Below are 16,037 nucleotides of genomic sequence, written 5' to 3'. Positions count from 1 at the left end.
GATGAGAATCCTTCTGGTGTCGTGGGAGTACCCGCCGGTCGTCATCGGTGGCCTGGGCCGTCACGTCCACCACCTGGCGACCGAACTCGTCGCCGCCGGCCACGACGTCGTCGTACTGAGCCGCAGGCCCACCGGCACCGATCCGGCCACCCATCCGACCACCGACGAGGTCAGCGACGGCGTGCGCGTGATCGCCGCCGCCGAGGATCCCCACGAATTCGCCTTCGCCACCGACATGATGGCGTGGACCCTGGCCATGGGCCATGCGATGGTGCGCGCCGGCCTCACCCTCGGCGACTGGCGACCCGACGTCGTCCACGGTCACGACTGGTTGGTCGCCCATCCCGCCGTCGCGCTGGCCCAGCACTTCGACGTGCCGTTGGTGTCCACGATCCACGCCACCGAGGCGGGCCGACACTCGGGCTGGGTCAGCGGTGCGGTCAGCCGGCAGGTGCATGCACTGGAATCCTGGCTGGTGGGTGAATCCGATTCGCTCATCACGTGTTCGGAGTCGATGCGTGAAGAGATCACCGCGCTGTTCGGTCCCGGCCTCTGCGAGATCACCGTGATACGCAACGGAATCGACACCGCCGGTTGGCCTTTCGCCGCCCGCCGGCCACGTACCGGCGCCGCCGAGTTGCTCTACTTCGGCCGGCTCGAATACGAGAAGGGCGTACACGACGCGATCGCCGCCCTGCCCCGCGTTCGTCGCACCCATCCCGGCACCACGCTGACCATCGCCGGGGACGGCACCCAGCTGGCGTTCCTGACCGAGCAGGCCCGCAGACACCGCGTGCTCAAGGCCGTCGACTTCGTCGGCCTCGTCGACCACGAACAACTCCTGGCGCTGCTTCACCGCGCCGACATCGCGTTGCTGCCGTCGCGCTACGAGCCGTTCGGCATCGTCGCGTTGGAGGCTGCCGCGGCCGGTGCACCCCTGGTGGTGTCCACGGCGGGCGGCCTCGGGGAGGCGGTCGGCCACGGCACCACGGGCCAGACGTTCCCGCCGGGCGACGTCGCCGCGCTGGCGGCCGCCGTGCGCACAGTCCTCGACGATCCCGACGCCGCTCAGCGCCATGCGACCGCCGCGCGTGAGCGACTCACCTCCGACTTCGCGTGGGCGACCGTCGCCGCCGAGACCGCACAGGTGTATCTCGGCGCCAAACGCGGCGAACGCCGTCCGCAACCGCGCCGACCGGTCGCCGAACTGGCGCTGCCCGAGCGACACCTGGAGGGCTAGCGGCGGCGTCTGTTTGCCCGCTTCCTCGACCGCCTCGTGCCTCGCCGCCCTTCGTCAGCGGGCGGCGTCTGATTGCCCGCTTCCTCGACCGCCTCGTGCCTCGCCGCCCTTCGTCAGCGGGCGGCCTTCTTCCGTTCGATGTCCGCCAGCGCAGCCGCCAGCTCGGCACGCTGGGCAGCGGACGTCTCCCAGGACGTCTTGCGGTTCTTGACCACCTTGGCCGGCGCTCCCACCGCGATCGAGAAATCCGGGATGTCGCCGCGGACCACCGCATGCGAGCCGAGCACGCACCCGCGCCCGATCGTGGTGTTGCGCAGCACGCTGACCTTGACCCCGACCCACGTGTCCGGGCCGATGCGCACCGGACCCTTGATGATGCCCTGGTCCTTGATCGGCAACTCGATGCTGTCCATCCGGTGGTCGAAATCGCAGATGTAGCACCAATCGGCCATCAGCACCGAATCCCCGAGCTCGATGTCGAGGTAGGTGTTGATGACGTTGTCGCGTCCGAGCACCACCTTGTCACCGATCCGCAGCGAACCCTCATGGCAGCGGATGGTGTTCTTGTCACCGATGTGCACCCACCGGCCGATCTCCATCTGCGACAACTCGGGGGTGGCCTGGATCTCGACGTCCTTGCCGAGGAACACCATTCCGCGGGTGATGATGTGCGGGTTGGCGAGCTTGAACTTCAGCAGACGCCAGTACCGGACCAGATACCACGGCGTGTATGCGCGGTTGGCGAGCACCCATTTGAGCGACGCCACGGTGAGGAAGTTCGCCTGGCGAGGATCCCGCAGCCGCGATCCACGCCAGCGCTTGTGCAGCGGCGCACCCCACATCGTCGTCATGGCCGGAAAGCCTACGCGAGGAGAGGACCCCGAAGCGGTTACCCTCACGGGGGCTCTCGGTCCACCGCAACCAGGCCCACCGGCGATAATGTCCACCGGCGACCAGAAGGGAACCCGTGCTCCGGCGAATCATCGTGCTGGCCAGCGCCGTGCTCGTCGCCGCAGCGGCGGCAGGTTGCGGAAACACCGATTCCTGGGTCGACGCCAGCGCCGCGTCCGGCTGGGCCGCGCAGTACGCCGACGCCGCCAACCGGAGTTCCGTCGCTCGCGCGGGTGCCGACACGCTGCGGCTGGAATGGGTGCGATCGGTCAAGGGCGAGCTCGCCGCGCAAGCCGCACTCGGCTCGGGCGACTACCTCGCCGTGAACGCGCAGACCGCCGGCGGCTGTTCGCTGATGGTCTGGGAGACCGACAACCGGGCGCGCCAGCGGTGGTGCACCCGCCTCTGGCAGGGCGGCGGCCTGTCCAGTCCTCTTTTCGACGGCTTCGACAACCTCTACGTCGGTCAGCCCGGCGCGGTGCTGTCGTTCCCGCCGACACAGTGGATCCGCTGGCGTCAACCCGTGATCGGCATGCCGACCACGATGCGCTTCCTCGATCCGGGCCGGCTGCTGGTGATCACCCACCTCGGTCAGGTGCTGGTGTTCGACGCGCACCGGGGAACGGTCGCGGGTAGCTCGCTGGACCTGGTGGCCGGCCTGGATCCCCGCGACTCCGAACGTGGCCTGCAGGACTGCCGGCTCGGCGGACCGGAGTGTCCCGTCGCGGCCGCACCGGCCTATTCCGAGTCCTCCGGGTCCTCCGGCACCATCGTGCTGACCCTGTGGCAACCCGGCGCCGAGGCGCCCGAACTGGTGGGGCTGCGCTACCGGCCCGGTCAGACGCCGCTGATCACCCGGGAATGGACCAGCGACGCCGTCGGCGGCGGTCCGCTGGGCAGCCCGGTGTTCTCACCGGACGGCAACACCGTCTACATCAACGGCCGCGACGAGCGGCTGTGGGCAATCAACGGCGAAGACGGTTCGGTGAAATGGTCGCAGCCGCTGGACTACCTCGCGCAGACCCCACCCTCGGTGACGCCCGAGGGGTTGATCCTGGCCGGCGGAGGGCCGGGTGCGAGATTGACCGCCATCCGCGACACCGGCGACGGGCCGGAGCAGCTGTGGCGTCGTGACGACACCGCTCCGTTGACCACCAGCAGCGTCGCCGGCGTGGGATACACGGTCGCCCCGGACGCGGACGGGATGGCGCTCATCGTGTTCGATCTCGGCGACGGCCACACGCTGCACTCCTACCGCCTGCCGGGCGCCACCGGGTGGCCCGTCGGGGTGTCAGTGGGCCACGACCGCCGGGTCGTGACCGCGACCAGCGACGGCCGGGTCTACGGTTTCGCGCCGGCGTGACACCGGTATTCCTTTAAGAGTTCTTACAGCGACTTCACAGCGCGGTAACCGGCGCTGGCCCAGAATGGGGCCTGACCACATCACGATCAGGGGAGGCGCGAGGCATGTCGGAGTTCCTGAGCACCGTCAACGGATACGTCTGGAGCAACGCCCTCGTCTATCTCTGCCTGGCCGCCGGCGTGTACTTCTCGATCCGATCCCGCTTCGTCCAGGTCCGTCAGGTACCGGAGATGGTGCGGTTGATGCTCAAGGGCGAGAAGTCGCCGTCGGGAGTGTCGAGTTTCCAGGCGCTGACCATCTCCCTGGCCGGCCGCGTGGGCACCGGCAACATCGCCGGCGTCGCCACCGCCATCGCGTTCGGCGGGCCAGGGGCGATGTTCTGGATGTGGTTGGTCGCCTTCCTCGGCGCGTCGACGTCCTACGTGGAATGCACGCTCGGCCAGATCTACAAGGATCGCGACAAGATCACCGGCGAGTATCGCGGCGGACCGGCCTACTACTTCAGCCGCGCTTTCGCCCACACCGCCGCGGCGCCGGCCATGAAGGTCTACGGCTACGTCTTCGCTGCGGTCACGATCCTGGCGATGGGCCTTCTCCTGCCCAGTGTGCAGTCCAATTCGATGGCCTCGGCGATGAACTCGGCGTGGGGGTTCTCGAAGTGGTGGGTCGCCGTCGGAACGGTGATCGTGCTGGCGTTCGTCATCATCGGCGGGGTGAAGCGAATCGCCACGTTCGCCTCCATCGTGGTGCCGTTCATGGCTGTCGTCTACATCGTGTTGGCGCTGATCATCGTGCTGCTCAACGCCGGTGAGATCCCCGGTGTGCTGAACCTGATCTTCTCCAGCGCCTTCGGCATCGACTCGGCATTCGGGGCCATTCTGGGCGCGGCGGTGATGTGGGGCGTCAAGCGCGGCATCTACTCCAACGAGGCCGGCCAGGGCACCGGGCCGCACGCGGCTGCGGCCGCCGAGGTGTCCCACCCGGCCAAGCAGGGCCTCGTGCAGGCCTTCGCCGTCTACATCGACACGCTGTTCATCTGCTCGGCGACCGGGTTCTTGATCCTGTCCACCGGGGCCTACCGGGTGTTCGAAGGGGAAAGCGCCGACGGTGCGGTGCTACGCGAGGGCGGCACGGTGCTGGCGGCCGACGCGGAGGTGGGGCCCGCTTTCGCTCAAGCCGGTTTCGACACCCTGTGGGGCGGGGCGGGCGCCAGCTTCATCGCGATCTCGCTGGCGTTCTTCTGCATCACCACGATCATCGCCTACTACTACATGGCCGAGACCAATCTGCGCTTCGTGCTCGGCAGGTTCGCCCCGAGGGAGGTGCCCTTCATCCGCGGCACCGTCGGCACCAACACGACGATGCTGCTGCAGGCGCTGATCCTCGTGTCGGTCACGATCGGTGCGATCTCCACCGCGTCGGATGCCTGGGTGCTCGGCGACATCGGAGTCGGGCTGATGGCATGGCTGAACATCGTCGGCATCATCGTGTTGCAGCAGCCGGCCTACAAGGCGCTGTGGGACTACGAGAAACAGAAGAAGCAAGGCCTCGATCCGGTGTTCGACCCGGTGAGCCTCGGAATCAGCGGCGCCACGTTCTGGGAGAACTACGATCCCGTCGAGGCTCGCGGCGAGCGAACGGATGCGACCCTCTAGGCGTCGAGCGGGCTCAGCTCATCATCGTGGCGACCGCCGAGCGCGGCACCGTCGCCTGCAGCGCGCCCCCGGCACCGGCCATAATCTCGCCCTGGCCGAAGAAGAAGATGATCGAGTCGTCGGTCAGGGCGAACTCCGAATACTTGGCCGGATCGAGCCCGTCGGATGCGCTGATCGGAGAATCGACGCCCAGTTGACGGGAGATCTCCGACTGCACGATCGGGAAGATCACGTCCAGGGGCCGGGTGTCGGGCTTGAACAGCGACTCGAAGGTGAGCGGCGCCTTCTCGGCGACGTCCCAGTTGAACGATTTGTACCAGGTCTGCGGGTGAGCGCCGCCGACGTTCTCGTACACCTCGAACACGACGCTGCGGGTGCCGCCGTCATCGGGACCGCTCCGATACGCGGTGCCCTTGGCGTCGAGAACGTACGGCAGGTTCCACGAGCCGGGCATCTCGGCGACGTTGACGAATCCGTCCCTGGTCTGTGTCAGGTAGCCGATGAGAGCCTGTTGATCGGGATAGTCGGCCGGGAACGTGAAGTCGAGGGTGTAGGTGGGGTTGTTCACCTGCACGGTGCACACCTGCTGCGCATCGATCGTGCCGCCCAGGTCGGCGCACGCCGGCTCCGCAGCGGCGGCCGGGGTCGCGGCCGCGCCGGCGAGCACAGCGGCGGCCAGCAGGGCGGCGGCGGTAACGCGCATCGTCAACAGAATCCTCATCGTCGGCGCCGCGGTCGCGTCGGCGCATCGGTATACAACTGGTGCGATCACCGCCAGGGTACGTGAGCGGTCATCGTGACGGACGACATATGAATGCCGTTGCCCGGCTTGCCGGCCCGGAACCGAGGCGGGTGATCACGACCGACGCGTGGTGCGCCCCGCGCAGGCGCAGCCGCCTGCGCAGCGCGTCGGGATCGACGTCGACGCCGCGCACCAGGATCTCGACCACCCCCACTGCGCGCGCCGAAAGGTGCTGGCGCAGGTGACGTTCATTGAAGGCGAGCTGCTCGAGCACCTCGAATCCGCGTACCCCGTCGGGCAGCCGGTCACCGGAGAGGTACGCGATGTCGGGGTCGATCTGCCAGAGCCCGTGCCGCGCCGCGTAGTGACGCACGAGGCCGGCGCGCACGACTGCCCCGTCCGGGTCGACGAGCCAGCGACCGACCGGCGCGACCCCGCAGTCGTCGGGGTCGGTGTCGACGATCTGCTCGCCCGTGTCGAGGATCGTCGCGCGCCGGCGCACCCCGGCGTCGGTCAGACCGCACGACCACAGGCAGGCCTCCCGCACACTGCCGGCGAGCGAGGTGATCTCGATCTCGCCGGTGAAACCCATCTGCGCGACCGCCACGAAATCGATTCCGGGAGCGCACTTCACCGCGTAGTCGCGGCCTGCCAGTGCCGCGAGCAGATCGTCCAGCCGCGGCTGGTAGGCGCGAGGGTCGAAGCGGCGTGCTGATCCGCTACGCCGCGCCGGATCGGCGAGTACCACTGCATCGCTGGACACGGGATGCAGCACATCGGCGAGACAGAGCGCGACATCGGAACCGGCGTTGTGCCGCGCCATGGCCAACCGCACCGGATCAAGATCGCTCCCCATCACGAACGCGGCCGAATTCGCAAGGGCCACCAGCTCGGAACCGATCGAGCAGGTGGCGTCGTGCACCACCGTGCCGGCGAGGCGCCGTGCCCGATGCGCAGCGACTGCGCCCGCGGTGGCCTGCTGCAGCGCCTCGTCGGTGAACAACCACTGCTCGGCGCCGTCGAACTTGGCCGCCGCCTTGCGCCGCAGCCGCACCGTCTCCACCAGGACCGTGGCCTGCTCACCGAATCGTGTTCGCGCCCTTGCCACGTCGGCGACGAGTGTGGCGGCGCTCAGGTCGAGCCGGTCGACCTCGGCGAGCGCCTGCCGTCCGGTCTCGGTGCGCAGGAAGCGCACATCGTCGAGGCCGAACGCTACGACGACGCGCCGCCCGGCTTGACCCCCGTCACCATCACGTTGTAGAACCAGCCCTTCGGCACGACCCGCCGCCAGAGGTTGGAGTCCACCCACGACAGCGTCGTCCAGCTGTTGAACGCGAATTTCGCCCAGCCCCAACCGAGGCGACCGGGCGGGACGGCCGCCTCGAAGGTCCGGACGGGCCACCCGAGCATCGCGGCGGTGAATTCCTCACTGGCCGTGCGCACATCGACGGCACCGGCGTTGACCGCCATCCGCTCGAGGTCGCCCGGGTCGAACGTGTGCAGATCGACGACGGCCTCCAGAGCCGCGGCCCGGGACGATTCGTCGAGCTCGGCCTGCGGGCGACGCCAGTCGGACAGCATCGGGAGCTTCGTGACGTTGGTGGCGATCCGCCACGTCAACGTCGACAATTCGCGGGCGTAGCGGTTGCCCACCGTGGTCGGCTCACCGGCGAACACGAAGCGGCCGCCCGGCTTGAGCACCCGCACCACCTCCCGCAGGGACAGCTCGACGTCGGGGATGTGGTGCAGCACGGCATGTCCGACGACGAGGTCGAACGTGTCGTCCGGATACGGAATCCCCTCGGCGTCGGCGACCCGTCCGTCGATGTCGAGCCCGAGGGACCGGCCGTTGCGGGTGGCCACCTTCACCATGCCCGGGGACAGGTCGGTCACCGAACCGCGCCGGGCGACCCCGGCCTGGATCAGGTTGAGCAGGAAGAACCCCGTGCCGCAGCCCAGCTCGAGTGCGCGGTCATACGGCAGCTGCCGCTGCACGTCGTCGGGCACCGCGGCGTCGAAGCGGCCGCGCGCGTAGTCGACGCAGCGCTGGTCGTAGGAGATCGACCACTTCTCGTCGTAGGTCTCGGCCTCCCAGTCGTGGTAGAGGACCTGGGCCAGTTTCGAGTCGTGCATCGCGGCTTCGACCTGCTCTTTGGTCGCGCGCGGTTGCGGAGCGGGGTCGGCGACACCAGAGGTCGACGCCGCGGGAGCGCCGGTTTCCTTCGTTTCCGTCATGCCGGGCAGCCTAACGCTCCGCGCACCCGGTCGGTCACGGCCGGTCGAAGGCGGCCTTGGCCGCAGCCAGCACGTCAGGGGCGTAGTCGAGGAAGCGGCGCGCCCGCGTCACGGCCGCGTCGTACACGCCGTCCGGCGCCACCAGTTCGTCGACCAGGCCCATCTCGAGCGCTTCCCGCGCGTCGAGGAAGCGTCCCGTCATCACCAGGTCCTTGGCCTTGCTGGGACCGACTGCGGCCGCCAGGCGAGCCGCACCGTCGCCGGCCGGGACCATCCCGGCCAGGATCTCCGTCGCCCCGAACTTCGCGTTGTCGCCGCTGATCCGCCAATCGGCGGCCAACGCGAGGCTCAGGCCCGCCCCCAGGGCATAACCGGTGACGGCGGCGATCGTCGGGCGCGGGACCGCGGCGAGCGCCTCGACCGCGATCTGGCACAGCCGGGCGGCCGACGCGGCCTCCGCTGTGTTCAGGGTCTGTAGCTCGGACATGTCCTCGCCGGCGGAGAAGATCTCGTGGCCGCCGAACACGATGATCGCCGCGAGGTCGGAGCGCTCCCCCAGCTCCACAGCGGCCTCGGCGATCTCCCGGTAGACCTGGCGGGTCAGGGCGTTGGTCGGCGGACGTGACAGCAGCAGCGTCGCGAGGCGGGGCTCGTCTGCATCGGTGTGGACGCTGATGAACTCCCTCACGGCTGCGGCGTGGCGTCGCTGTGGCCCTGCGGGGCGCGCCGATTGCGTGCGGCGTTGTAGCGGTCGCTGTTGAAGAACTCGATCTCCCAGTTGCCGCCCGGCTTCGCTGTCAGTGACGGCTCCACCGCGGTGATCTGCCGCTCGACGGCCAACACCTCGGCCATGGTTCGGCCGGCCAGCGCGTCGAGCTGTGTCCACGTCGGCGGGAGCAGGAAGCTGCGGCCGTCGGCGAAGTCGTCGAGCGCGGCCTGCGGAGTCACCCAGTCCGCTTTGTCGGTCTCGGTGTTGTCCCCGTCGGCACGCTGCCCCTCAGGAAGCGCGCCGACGAAGAAGTACGTGTCGTAGCGGCGGGTGCGCTCTTCCTTCGGCGTCACCCAGTTGGCCCACGGCCGGAGCAGATCCGAACGCAGGACGAGCTTCTCGTCGCGGAGGAACTCGCCGAACGACAACTGCTTGCTCTCCAGCGCGGCCCGCTGTTCGCGGTAGACCGAGGCGTCGTCGACGAGCAGGTCGGGATCGTCGGCCGAGCCCGCGAACAACACCCCGGACTCCTCGAACGTCTCCCGCGCGGCCGCGCACACCAGGGCTTCGGCGAGCTCGGTGTCGACGCCGAACCGCTGCGCCCACCAGCTCGGCTCGGGTCCGTGCCAGGCGATGTCGGCGTTGCGGTCGCGATCGTCGACTCCACCGCCGGGAAACACCATCACCCCGGCAACGAAGTCCATCGCCGCGTGGCGACGCATCAGGAAGACTTCGATTCCCTGTGCGATCCCCTGGCCCTTGTCGCGCACCAGCATCACGGTCGCCGCAGGCCGCGGCACCAGCGGATCGTCGGACCGGGTCTGCGAACTCATGAACGCCTCCTGTGGGCGGCTCGGCTGCGCGTGCGGCGCGCGAAATAGCGCCCGTCGATCAGATCCAGCGCGATCGACTGGCCGAACGCGGCCGACAGGTTCTCGGCGGTCAGCACATCGGTCAGCAGGCCCGCCGCGACCACCTCGCCCTCGGACAGGATCAGGCAGTGCGAGAAGCCGGGTGGGATCTCCTCGACGTGGTGGGTGACCAACACCATCGCGGGCGCGTCGGGGTCCAGTGCGAGATCGCTCAACCGTGCCACGAGCTCCTCGCGGCCGCCGAGGTCCAGCCCGGCGGCGGGCTCGTCGAGCAGCAGCAGCTCGGGGTCGGTCATCAACGCGCGCGCGATCAGCACCCGTTTGCGCTCGCCTTCCGACAGCGTGCCGTAGGTGCGGTCGGACAGATGCTCGCCCCCGACGCTTTCGAGCATGTCGAGAGCCTGGGCGTAGTCGACGTCGTCGTAGCGCTCCCGCCAGCGGCCGAGCACCGCGTAGCCCGCCGACACGACGAGGTCCCGCACGATCTCGTCGTCGGGGACCCGCTGGGCTAGGGAGGCGCTGCTCAGCCCGATCCGGGCGCGCAGCTCCGACATGTCCACCCGCCCGAGCCGCTCCCCCAGGATGTGGGCGGTGCCCGACGACGGATGTTCCATCGCGGCGGCGATGCGCAGCAACGACGTCTTTCCCGCTCCGTTCGGGCCGACGATCACCCAGCGTTCGTCGAGCTCCACCGACCAGGTGACGGGCCCGACGAGCAGTCGGCCGTTGCGCCGCAACGTGACCTCTGCGAAGTCGATGAGCAGGTCTTGATCGGCTGCTGGTTCTTCATCTTCGGGGTCGGCTGGCACCCGCCCATCGTAGTCAGCCCGCGGGGCCGGACCTGAGCCCAGCCGCCGACGGCGAGGAGCCGCTGCGGGACCAGACGCACGAAGAGTTGCACCAGAGGCCCGATCCCGAACGCGTAGGCCACCGTCCCGACGCCCACCGTCCCGCCGAGAAGCCAGCCGAGCGTCAACACGGTGACCTCGATCGTGGTGCGGACCAGACGCACCGAACGTCCGGTGGCGACGACGAGTCCGGTCATCAACCCGTCCCGCGGGCCGGGCCCGAGGCCGGCGCCGATGTAGAGGACCGTGCTCATCGCGTTGAGCACCACTGCCGCGACCATCAGCGCCGCGCGCGCCGGAAGTGACTGCGGCGTCGCGATCAGCGACAGTGCGACGTCGACGGTCACGGCGATGACGACCACGTTGGCGACGGTGCCGATGCCGGGCCGGTTGCGCAGCGGTATCCACGCCAGCAGCACGGCCACCCCGACCACCGCCGACGCGGTACCGATCGTCATCCCGGTCCGCAGCGCCAGCCCCTGGTGGAACACGTCCCAGGGGTCCAGTCCGAGGCCGGCGCGCACCATCATCGCCATCGACGTGCCGTACCCGGTGAGCCCGGCGAGCAGCACGGCACCCCGCACCGCTCCCCGGCCGATCGCGGTCACGCGTGATCGGGGAAGTGCATGCGGATCGCATCCAGTTCGGTGCGCACCCGGCGGGCGTCGGCATCACGCTCGTCGAGCGCGCCGCCGATCGACGGTGAGTAGTACAGATCAGCCAGCCGGAGGGCCAGTCGAGAAATCCAGGGAGCCATGACGCCATCATCTGGCCCGACTGGCTTGCTCATCAATAGCCAGTTGGGCAATACTGGCCTCAATGACTGCGTCGATGACTGCCAGATCGCTCAATGTGGACCTCTTGTGCCGTGAACTGGGTAACTGGCGCACATCCAGTCGCACCGGGCCGGCATATCACGGCCTGGCCGACGCCATCCGGCTACTGATCGTGGACGGCCGCATCCCGATCGGGGCGCGGTTGCCCAGCGAGCGCGCGCTGGCCGAAGCCCTGCGCGTCTCCCGGACCACGGTGACCACGGCCTACACCCAGCTGCGCGAGGACGGCTACCTCAACGCACGGCAGGGTGCGCGCAGCACGACCGCTCTGCCGGTGACTCCGGCACCGCCCTCGCTGACCATCCCGACCGCCAACCTCGCCGCCGCGACACTCGCCGCTCCCGCCGCCGTCGTCTCGCAGGCATACTCCGAAGCGACCCAACTGGTCACGCCCTACCTACGCGACATCGGCATCGAACTGCGCGGCGTGCCGCCCCTGCGCGAAGCCATCGCCGAGAGGTACTGCGCCAGAGGGCTTCTGACCGAACCGGACGAGATCATGGTGACCACCGGTGCCCTGCACGCCATCGGGCTCATCCTGGCCACCTACACCCAGCCCGACGATCGCGTGCTCGTCGAACAGCCGACCTACCACGGTGGCCTTGCGGCGATGGCGACCCGCGGCGTGCGGCCGGTGCCGGTCGCGATGACATCCACCGGCTGGGAGCTCGACGCGGTGGACGCGGCGATCCGGCAACTGGTGCCGAGCCTGGCCTACCTGATCCCCGACAACCACAACCCGACCGGGCTGACGCTGCCACCTGCGGGCCGGCGTCGACTCGCGCAGATCATCGCCGACACCCGCACTCGCACGATCATCGACGAGACCATCACGGACATGTGGCTCGACGAGCAGGTCCCGGCCCCGTTTGCCGCGTCGCTGACGGCCGGCCGCGATCTGGTGCTGACCGTCGGCTCCATGTCGAAGTCGTTCTGGGGAGGCCTGCGCATCGGCTGGATCCGTGCGGAGCGCACCACGTTGGCGACGGTCGCCGCGCTGCGGCCGGCAGTCGACATGGGCACTCCGGTGTTCGAACAGCTGGCTGCGGCAAGGCTTTTGGCTGCAGAGAACGATGTGCTGCCGGAGCGACGGGAGATTTTGCGGGCGCGGCGCACGCTGCTGCTCGAGCTGCTGGCCGAGCATCTGCCCGATTGGCGGCCGGCGCCCGGGACGGGGGGAATGTCGGTGTGGGTGCGGCTGCCCGCGCCGATGAGTTCGGCACTCTCGGCGGCGGCGTCCCGAATGGGACTGGAGATTCCGCCCGGACCTCGCTTCGGTGTCGACGGCACGCTCGAGCGGTTCATCCGGGTGCCCTACACGTTGCCCGACGACCAGCTCGTCGAGTCGATCACGCTGCTGGCGCGAGCCTGGCGCACGGTGACGGGCTCGGCGCCGGTCGAACCGGCCGCCGTCATCGTGTGAGCTCCCGGTCGGGTGGCTCAGTCCGGGATCTCGACCCGACGAAAAACCCCGTCGAGGGCATCCGCAGCCTCGATCTCGCCACGAGTGATGCCGAGGATGAACAGCACCGTATCCAGGTAGGGATGGCTCAGCGAGGCGTCGGCCACTTCGCGCAGTGCCGGCTTGGCGTTGAACGCCACCCCGAGTCCGGCGGCGGTCAGCATGTCGATGTCGTTGGCGCCGTCCCCGACCGCCACCGTCTGCTCCATCGGCACCCCGAACGCAGCGGCGAAGTCCCGCAACGCTTTTGCCTTCCCCGGCCGGTCCACCACCGTGCCGGTGACGCGCCCGGTCAGCACGCCGTCGACGATCTCGAGGTGGTTGGCTGCGACGAAATCGAGCATCAGATCCTCGGCGAGCGGTTCGATGACCTGCCGGAAACCGCCGGAGACGACGCCGCAGTGGTAGCCGAGCCGGCGCAGGGTGCGCAGCGTGGTGCGGGCACCCGGGGTGAGCTCGATCTGGTCGGCGACCTCGTCGACCACGCCCGCGGGCAGTCCGGCCAGCGTCGCGACCCGCTCGCGCAGCGACTCCTCGAAGTCCAGTTCGCCACGCATCGCGGCCTCGGTGATCTCGGCGACCTTCGCCTCGACACCGGCGCGCGCAGCCAGCATCTCGATCACCTCGCCCTGGATCAACGTCGAGTCCACGTCGAAGACGATCAGCCGCTTGGCCCGCCGGGAGAGGCTGGAATCCTCGACGGCGATGTCGACGCTCTCGTCGACGGCCACCCGGGCCAGCACCGCCTGCAGTTCGGCGTAGCGACCGGCGGGCACGGACACACGCAACTCCAGGCCGGTCACCGGGTAGTCGGAGACGCCGCGGATGAAGTCGATGTTCACGCCGAGTGCGGCGGCCTCCCGGGCCACCACGCCGAACGCCTGGGCGGTGATCGGTCGGCCGAGCACCACGATCGTGTGCGTGGAGGGCTCTCGCAGCACGGGCAGACCATCACTGCTCTCGATCGTGACCTCGAGCCCGACCTCGTGAATCGCTGCCCTGACTTCGTCGCGCAGCTGCGCTGTGGCAGCCACCTCGGCGGTGGCGGCGACCAGAACGCCCAGTGTCAGCCGGCCGCGGATGACGACCTGTTCGACGTTGAGGAGCTCGACCCGGTGCCGCGACAGCACCTCGAACAGGGCCGACGTCACACCCGGCTGGTCGCGTCCGGTCACCGTGATCAACAGCGACGCACGATTGCGCGACGCAGCTACGCTACCGATGCGCGTTCACCCCCGAGTGCCACTCGCCTCTGCGTGCGCTCAGGTGCGGACTTCGGCATCGTCGAGCCGCGTCACGTCGCCGTCCTCTGGACCGTGCGCCCGCCCGACGTGGGCTTCACGCCGCATGCGCTCCACCATGTGCGGGTAGTGCAGCTCGAACGCGGGCCGCTCGGAGCGGATGCGGGGCAGCTCGGTGAAGTTGTGCCGCGGCGGCGGGCAGCTGGTGGCCCACTCCAAGGAGTTGCCGTAGCCCCACGGGTCGTCGACCATCACCGGCTCGCCGTAGCGCCAGCTCTTGAAGATGTTCCACAGGAACGGCAGCGTCGACAGGCCCAGGATGAACGCACCGATGGTCGAGACGATGTTCAGCGTGGTGAACCCGTCGCTGGGCAGGTAGTCGGCGTACCGGCGCGGCATGCCCTCGTCGCCCAGCCAGTGCTGCACCAGGAACGTGGTGTGGAAGCCGATGAACGTGAGCCAGAAGTGCACCTTGCCCAGCCGCTCGTCGAGCAGACGGCCGGTCATCTTCGGGAACCAGAAGTAGATGCCGGCGTAGGTCGCGAACACGATGGTGCCGAACAGCACGTAGTGGAAGTGCGCGATCACGAAGTAGCTGTCGGTGACGTGGAAGTCCAGCGGCGGGCTGGCCAGCAGCACACCCGACAGTCCGCCCAGCAGGAACGTGACGATGAATCCGACCGAGAACAGCATCGGTGTCTCGAAGGTCAACTGCCCCTTCCACATCGTGCCGATCCAGTTGAAGAACTTGATGCCCGTGGGCACGGCGATCAGGAACGTCATGAACGAGAAGAACGGCAGCAGCACCGCGCCGGTCGCGTACATGTGGTGCGCCCAGACGGCCACCGACAACGCCGCGATCCCCAGAGTGGCGTAGATCAGCGTGGTGTAGCCGAAGATCGGCTTGCGCGAGAACACCGGGAAGATCTCGCTGACGATGCCGAAGAACGGCAGCGCGATGATGTACACCTCGGGGTGACCGAAGAACCAGAACAGGTGTTGCCACAGCAGGACGCCGCCGTTGGCGGGGTCGTAGACGTGGGCGCCGAGATGGCGGTCGGCCGCGAGACCGAAGAGTGCCGCGGTCAGCAGCGGGAAGGCCAGCAGCACCAGGATCGACGTCACCAGGATGTTCCAGGTGAAGATCGGCATCCGGAACATCGTCATACCCGGGGCGCGCATGCACACCACGGTGGTGATCATGTTGACGGCACCGAGGATCGTGCCCAGACCGCCGACGGCCAGGCCCATGATCCACAGGTCGCCGCCCGCGCCGGGCGAGTGGATCGAGTCGGTCAGCGGCGAGTACGCCGTCCAGCCGAAGTCCGCGGCGCCGCCAGGGGTGATGAAGCCGGCGATCGCGATCATGGCGCCGAAGAGGAACAGCCAGAACGAGAACGCGTTCAGACGCGGGAACGCGACGTCAGGGGCGCCGATCTGCAGCGGCAGCACCAGATTGGCGAAGCCGAACACGATGGGGGTTGCGTAGAACAGCAGCATCACCGTGCCGTGCATGGTGAACAGCTGGTTGTACTGCTCGTTGGACAGGAACTGCAGACCCGGCACCGCGAGCTCGGTGCGGATGAACAGCGCCATCAACCCACCGATGAGGAAGAACGCGAAGCACGCGACGCAGTACATGATGCCGATCAGCTTGTGATCGGTGGTCGTGACCAGCTTGTAGATCAGGTTGCCTTTGGGCCCGATACGCGACGGGAAAGGACGCCGTGCCTCGAGTTCTCCGATTGGGGGCGCTTCGGCTACCAATTGGTCCTCCAACCTTCCTGACGCACCGGGACGGCACAGGCTTGCCGACACGCTTTCCCGGTGAAGTTCGACCGCAATCCTAACCCCCGAACCCGACAGAAGTCGGGGTGGTCCTACAAACTGTCGTAATCACGTCAGCAGCGGTGACGCCGACCCGTGTGACCAGCATCGGGAGT

The 16,037-nt window shown here is 68.7% G+C and carries 15 protein-coding genes; 4 read left to right on the top strand and 11 right to left on the bottom strand.

Translation table 11 applies throughout. The features are described from left to right. Position 1 precedes the first annotated feature (1 nt). The gene (locus tag MHN84_RS07595) at positions 2 to 1,240 is read left to right on the top strand and encodes a glycosyltransferase family 4 protein (protein ID WP_241204025.1); all 1,239 of its coding nucleotides are present in this window, start codon (positions 2 to 4) and stop codon (positions 1,238 to 1,240) included. 113 nt (positions 1,241 to 1,353) lie between these two features. On the opposite strand, the gene MHN84_RS07590 is transcribed toward MHN84_RS07595, so the two are convergent. Then, on the bottom strand, positions 1,354 to 2,091 hold the full coding sequence (locus MHN84_RS07590; protein WP_241204024.1) for an acyltransferase: 738 nt from the start codon (positions 2,089 to 2,091) through the stop codon (positions 1,354 to 1,356). A gap of 116 nt (positions 2,092 to 2,207) precedes the next feature. Here MHN84_RS07590 and MHN84_RS07585 point away from each other — a divergent pair, with 116 nt between their 5' ends. Both MHN84_RS07585 and MHN84_RS07580 read left to right on the top strand, forming a co-directional pair. Continuing rightward, positions 2,208 to 3,494, top strand: a complete 1,287-nt coding sequence (locus MHN84_RS07585) for a PQQ-binding-like beta-propeller repeat protein (protein ID WP_241204023.1) — start codon at positions 2,208 to 2,210, stop codon at positions 3,492 to 3,494. A gap of 104 nt (positions 3,495 to 3,598) precedes the next feature. After that, a complete protein-coding gene (locus MHN84_RS07580) occupies positions 3,599 to 5,149 on the top strand; it encodes a sodium:alanine symporter family protein (protein WP_241204022.1) in 1,551 nt (516 codons plus the stop codon). 13 nt (positions 5,150 to 5,162) lie between these two features. Here MHN84_RS07580 and MHN84_RS07575 read toward each other — a convergent pair whose 3' ends face one another. The 8 genes from MHN84_RS07575 to MHN84_RS07540 form a co-directional block, all read right to left on the bottom strand. After that, complete coding sequence (locus tag MHN84_RS07575; protein ID WP_241204021.1) at positions 5,163 to 5,852, bottom strand: esterase; 690 nt, start codon at positions 5,850 to 5,852, stop codon at positions 5,163 to 5,165. A gap of 88 nt (positions 5,853 to 5,940) precedes the next feature. Further along, entirely contained in the window at positions 5,941 to 7,086 is a 1,146-nt protein-coding gene (locus MHN84_RS07570; protein WP_241204020.1) for a class I SAM-dependent methyltransferase, read from the bottom strand. Between the two features lie 17 nt (positions 7,087 to 7,103). After that, positions 7,104 to 8,126 (bottom strand): class I SAM-dependent methyltransferase, encoded by a 1,023-nt coding sequence (locus MHN84_RS07565; RefSeq protein ID WP_241204019.1) that lies wholly within the window; start codon positions 8,124 to 8,126, stop codon positions 7,104 to 7,106. Between the two features lie 34 nt (positions 8,127 to 8,160). Then, a complete protein-coding gene (locus MHN84_RS07560; RefSeq protein ID WP_241204018.1) occupies positions 8,161 to 8,814 on the bottom strand; it encodes an enoyl-CoA hydratase in 654 nt (217 codons plus the stop codon). Next, positions 8,811 to 9,668, bottom strand: a complete 858-nt coding sequence (locus MHN84_RS07555) for an NUDIX hydrolase (RefSeq protein ID WP_241204017.1) — start codon at positions 9,666 to 9,668, stop codon at positions 8,811 to 8,813. The genes MHN84_RS07560 and MHN84_RS07555 overlap by 4 nt, the downstream gene beginning before the upstream one ends. Then, the gene (locus MHN84_RS07550) at positions 9,665 to 10,471 is read right to left on the bottom strand and encodes an ABC transporter ATP-binding protein (RefSeq protein WP_241204206.1); all 807 of its coding nucleotides are present in this window, start codon (positions 10,469 to 10,471) and stop codon (positions 9,665 to 9,667) included. Before MHN84_RS07550 ends, MHN84_RS07555 begins: the two co-directional genes overlap by 4 nt. Then, positions 10,375 to 11,154 carry a YitT family protein gene (locus tag MHN84_RS07545; protein ID WP_241204205.1) on the bottom strand — a complete coding sequence of 260 codons (780 nt, stop codon included), beginning with the start codon at positions 11,152 to 11,154 and terminating at the stop codon, positions 10,375 to 10,377. The genes MHN84_RS07550 and MHN84_RS07545 overlap by 97 nt, the downstream gene beginning before the upstream one ends. A gap of 5 nt (positions 11,155 to 11,159) precedes the next feature. Continuing rightward, on the bottom strand, positions 11,160 to 11,312 hold the full coding sequence (locus MHN84_RS07540; RefSeq protein ID WP_241204016.1) for a hypothetical protein: 153 nt from the start codon (positions 11,310 to 11,312) through the stop codon (positions 11,160 to 11,162). Positions 11,313 to 11,374: 62 nt separating this feature from the next. Between MHN84_RS07540 and MHN84_RS07535 the strand changes: the two genes are divergently transcribed. Beyond that, the gene (locus tag MHN84_RS07535; RefSeq protein ID WP_241204015.1) at positions 11,375 to 12,814 is read left to right on the top strand and encodes a PLP-dependent aminotransferase family protein; all 1,440 of its coding nucleotides are present in this window, start codon (positions 11,375 to 11,377) and stop codon (positions 12,812 to 12,814) included. A 17-nt stretch (positions 12,815 to 12,831) separates the two neighbouring features. Here MHN84_RS07535 and serB read toward each other — a convergent pair whose 3' ends face one another. Together serB and ctaD are read right to left on the bottom strand one after the other, a co-directional pair. Next, the gene (serB, locus tag MHN84_RS07530; protein WP_241204204.1) at positions 12,832 to 14,076 is read right to left on the bottom strand and encodes a phosphoserine phosphatase SerB; all 1,245 of its coding nucleotides are present in this window, start codon (positions 14,074 to 14,076) and stop codon (positions 12,832 to 12,834) included. A gap of 39 nt (positions 14,077 to 14,115) precedes the next feature. After that, positions 14,116 to 15,861, bottom strand: a complete 1,746-nt coding sequence (gene ctaD / locus MHN84_RS07525; protein WP_221355228.1) for a cytochrome c oxidase subunit I — start codon at positions 15,859 to 15,861, stop codon at positions 14,116 to 14,118. Positions 15,862 to 16,037 lie beyond the last annotated feature (176 nt).

The organism is Mycobacterium sp. PSTR-4-N, assembly GCF_022348085.1.
Taxonomy (GTDB): domain Bacteria; phylum Actinomycetota; class Actinomycetes; order Mycobacteriales; family Mycobacteriaceae; genus Mycobacterium.
This window is presented reverse-complemented; position numbering and strand designations above follow the sequence as displayed.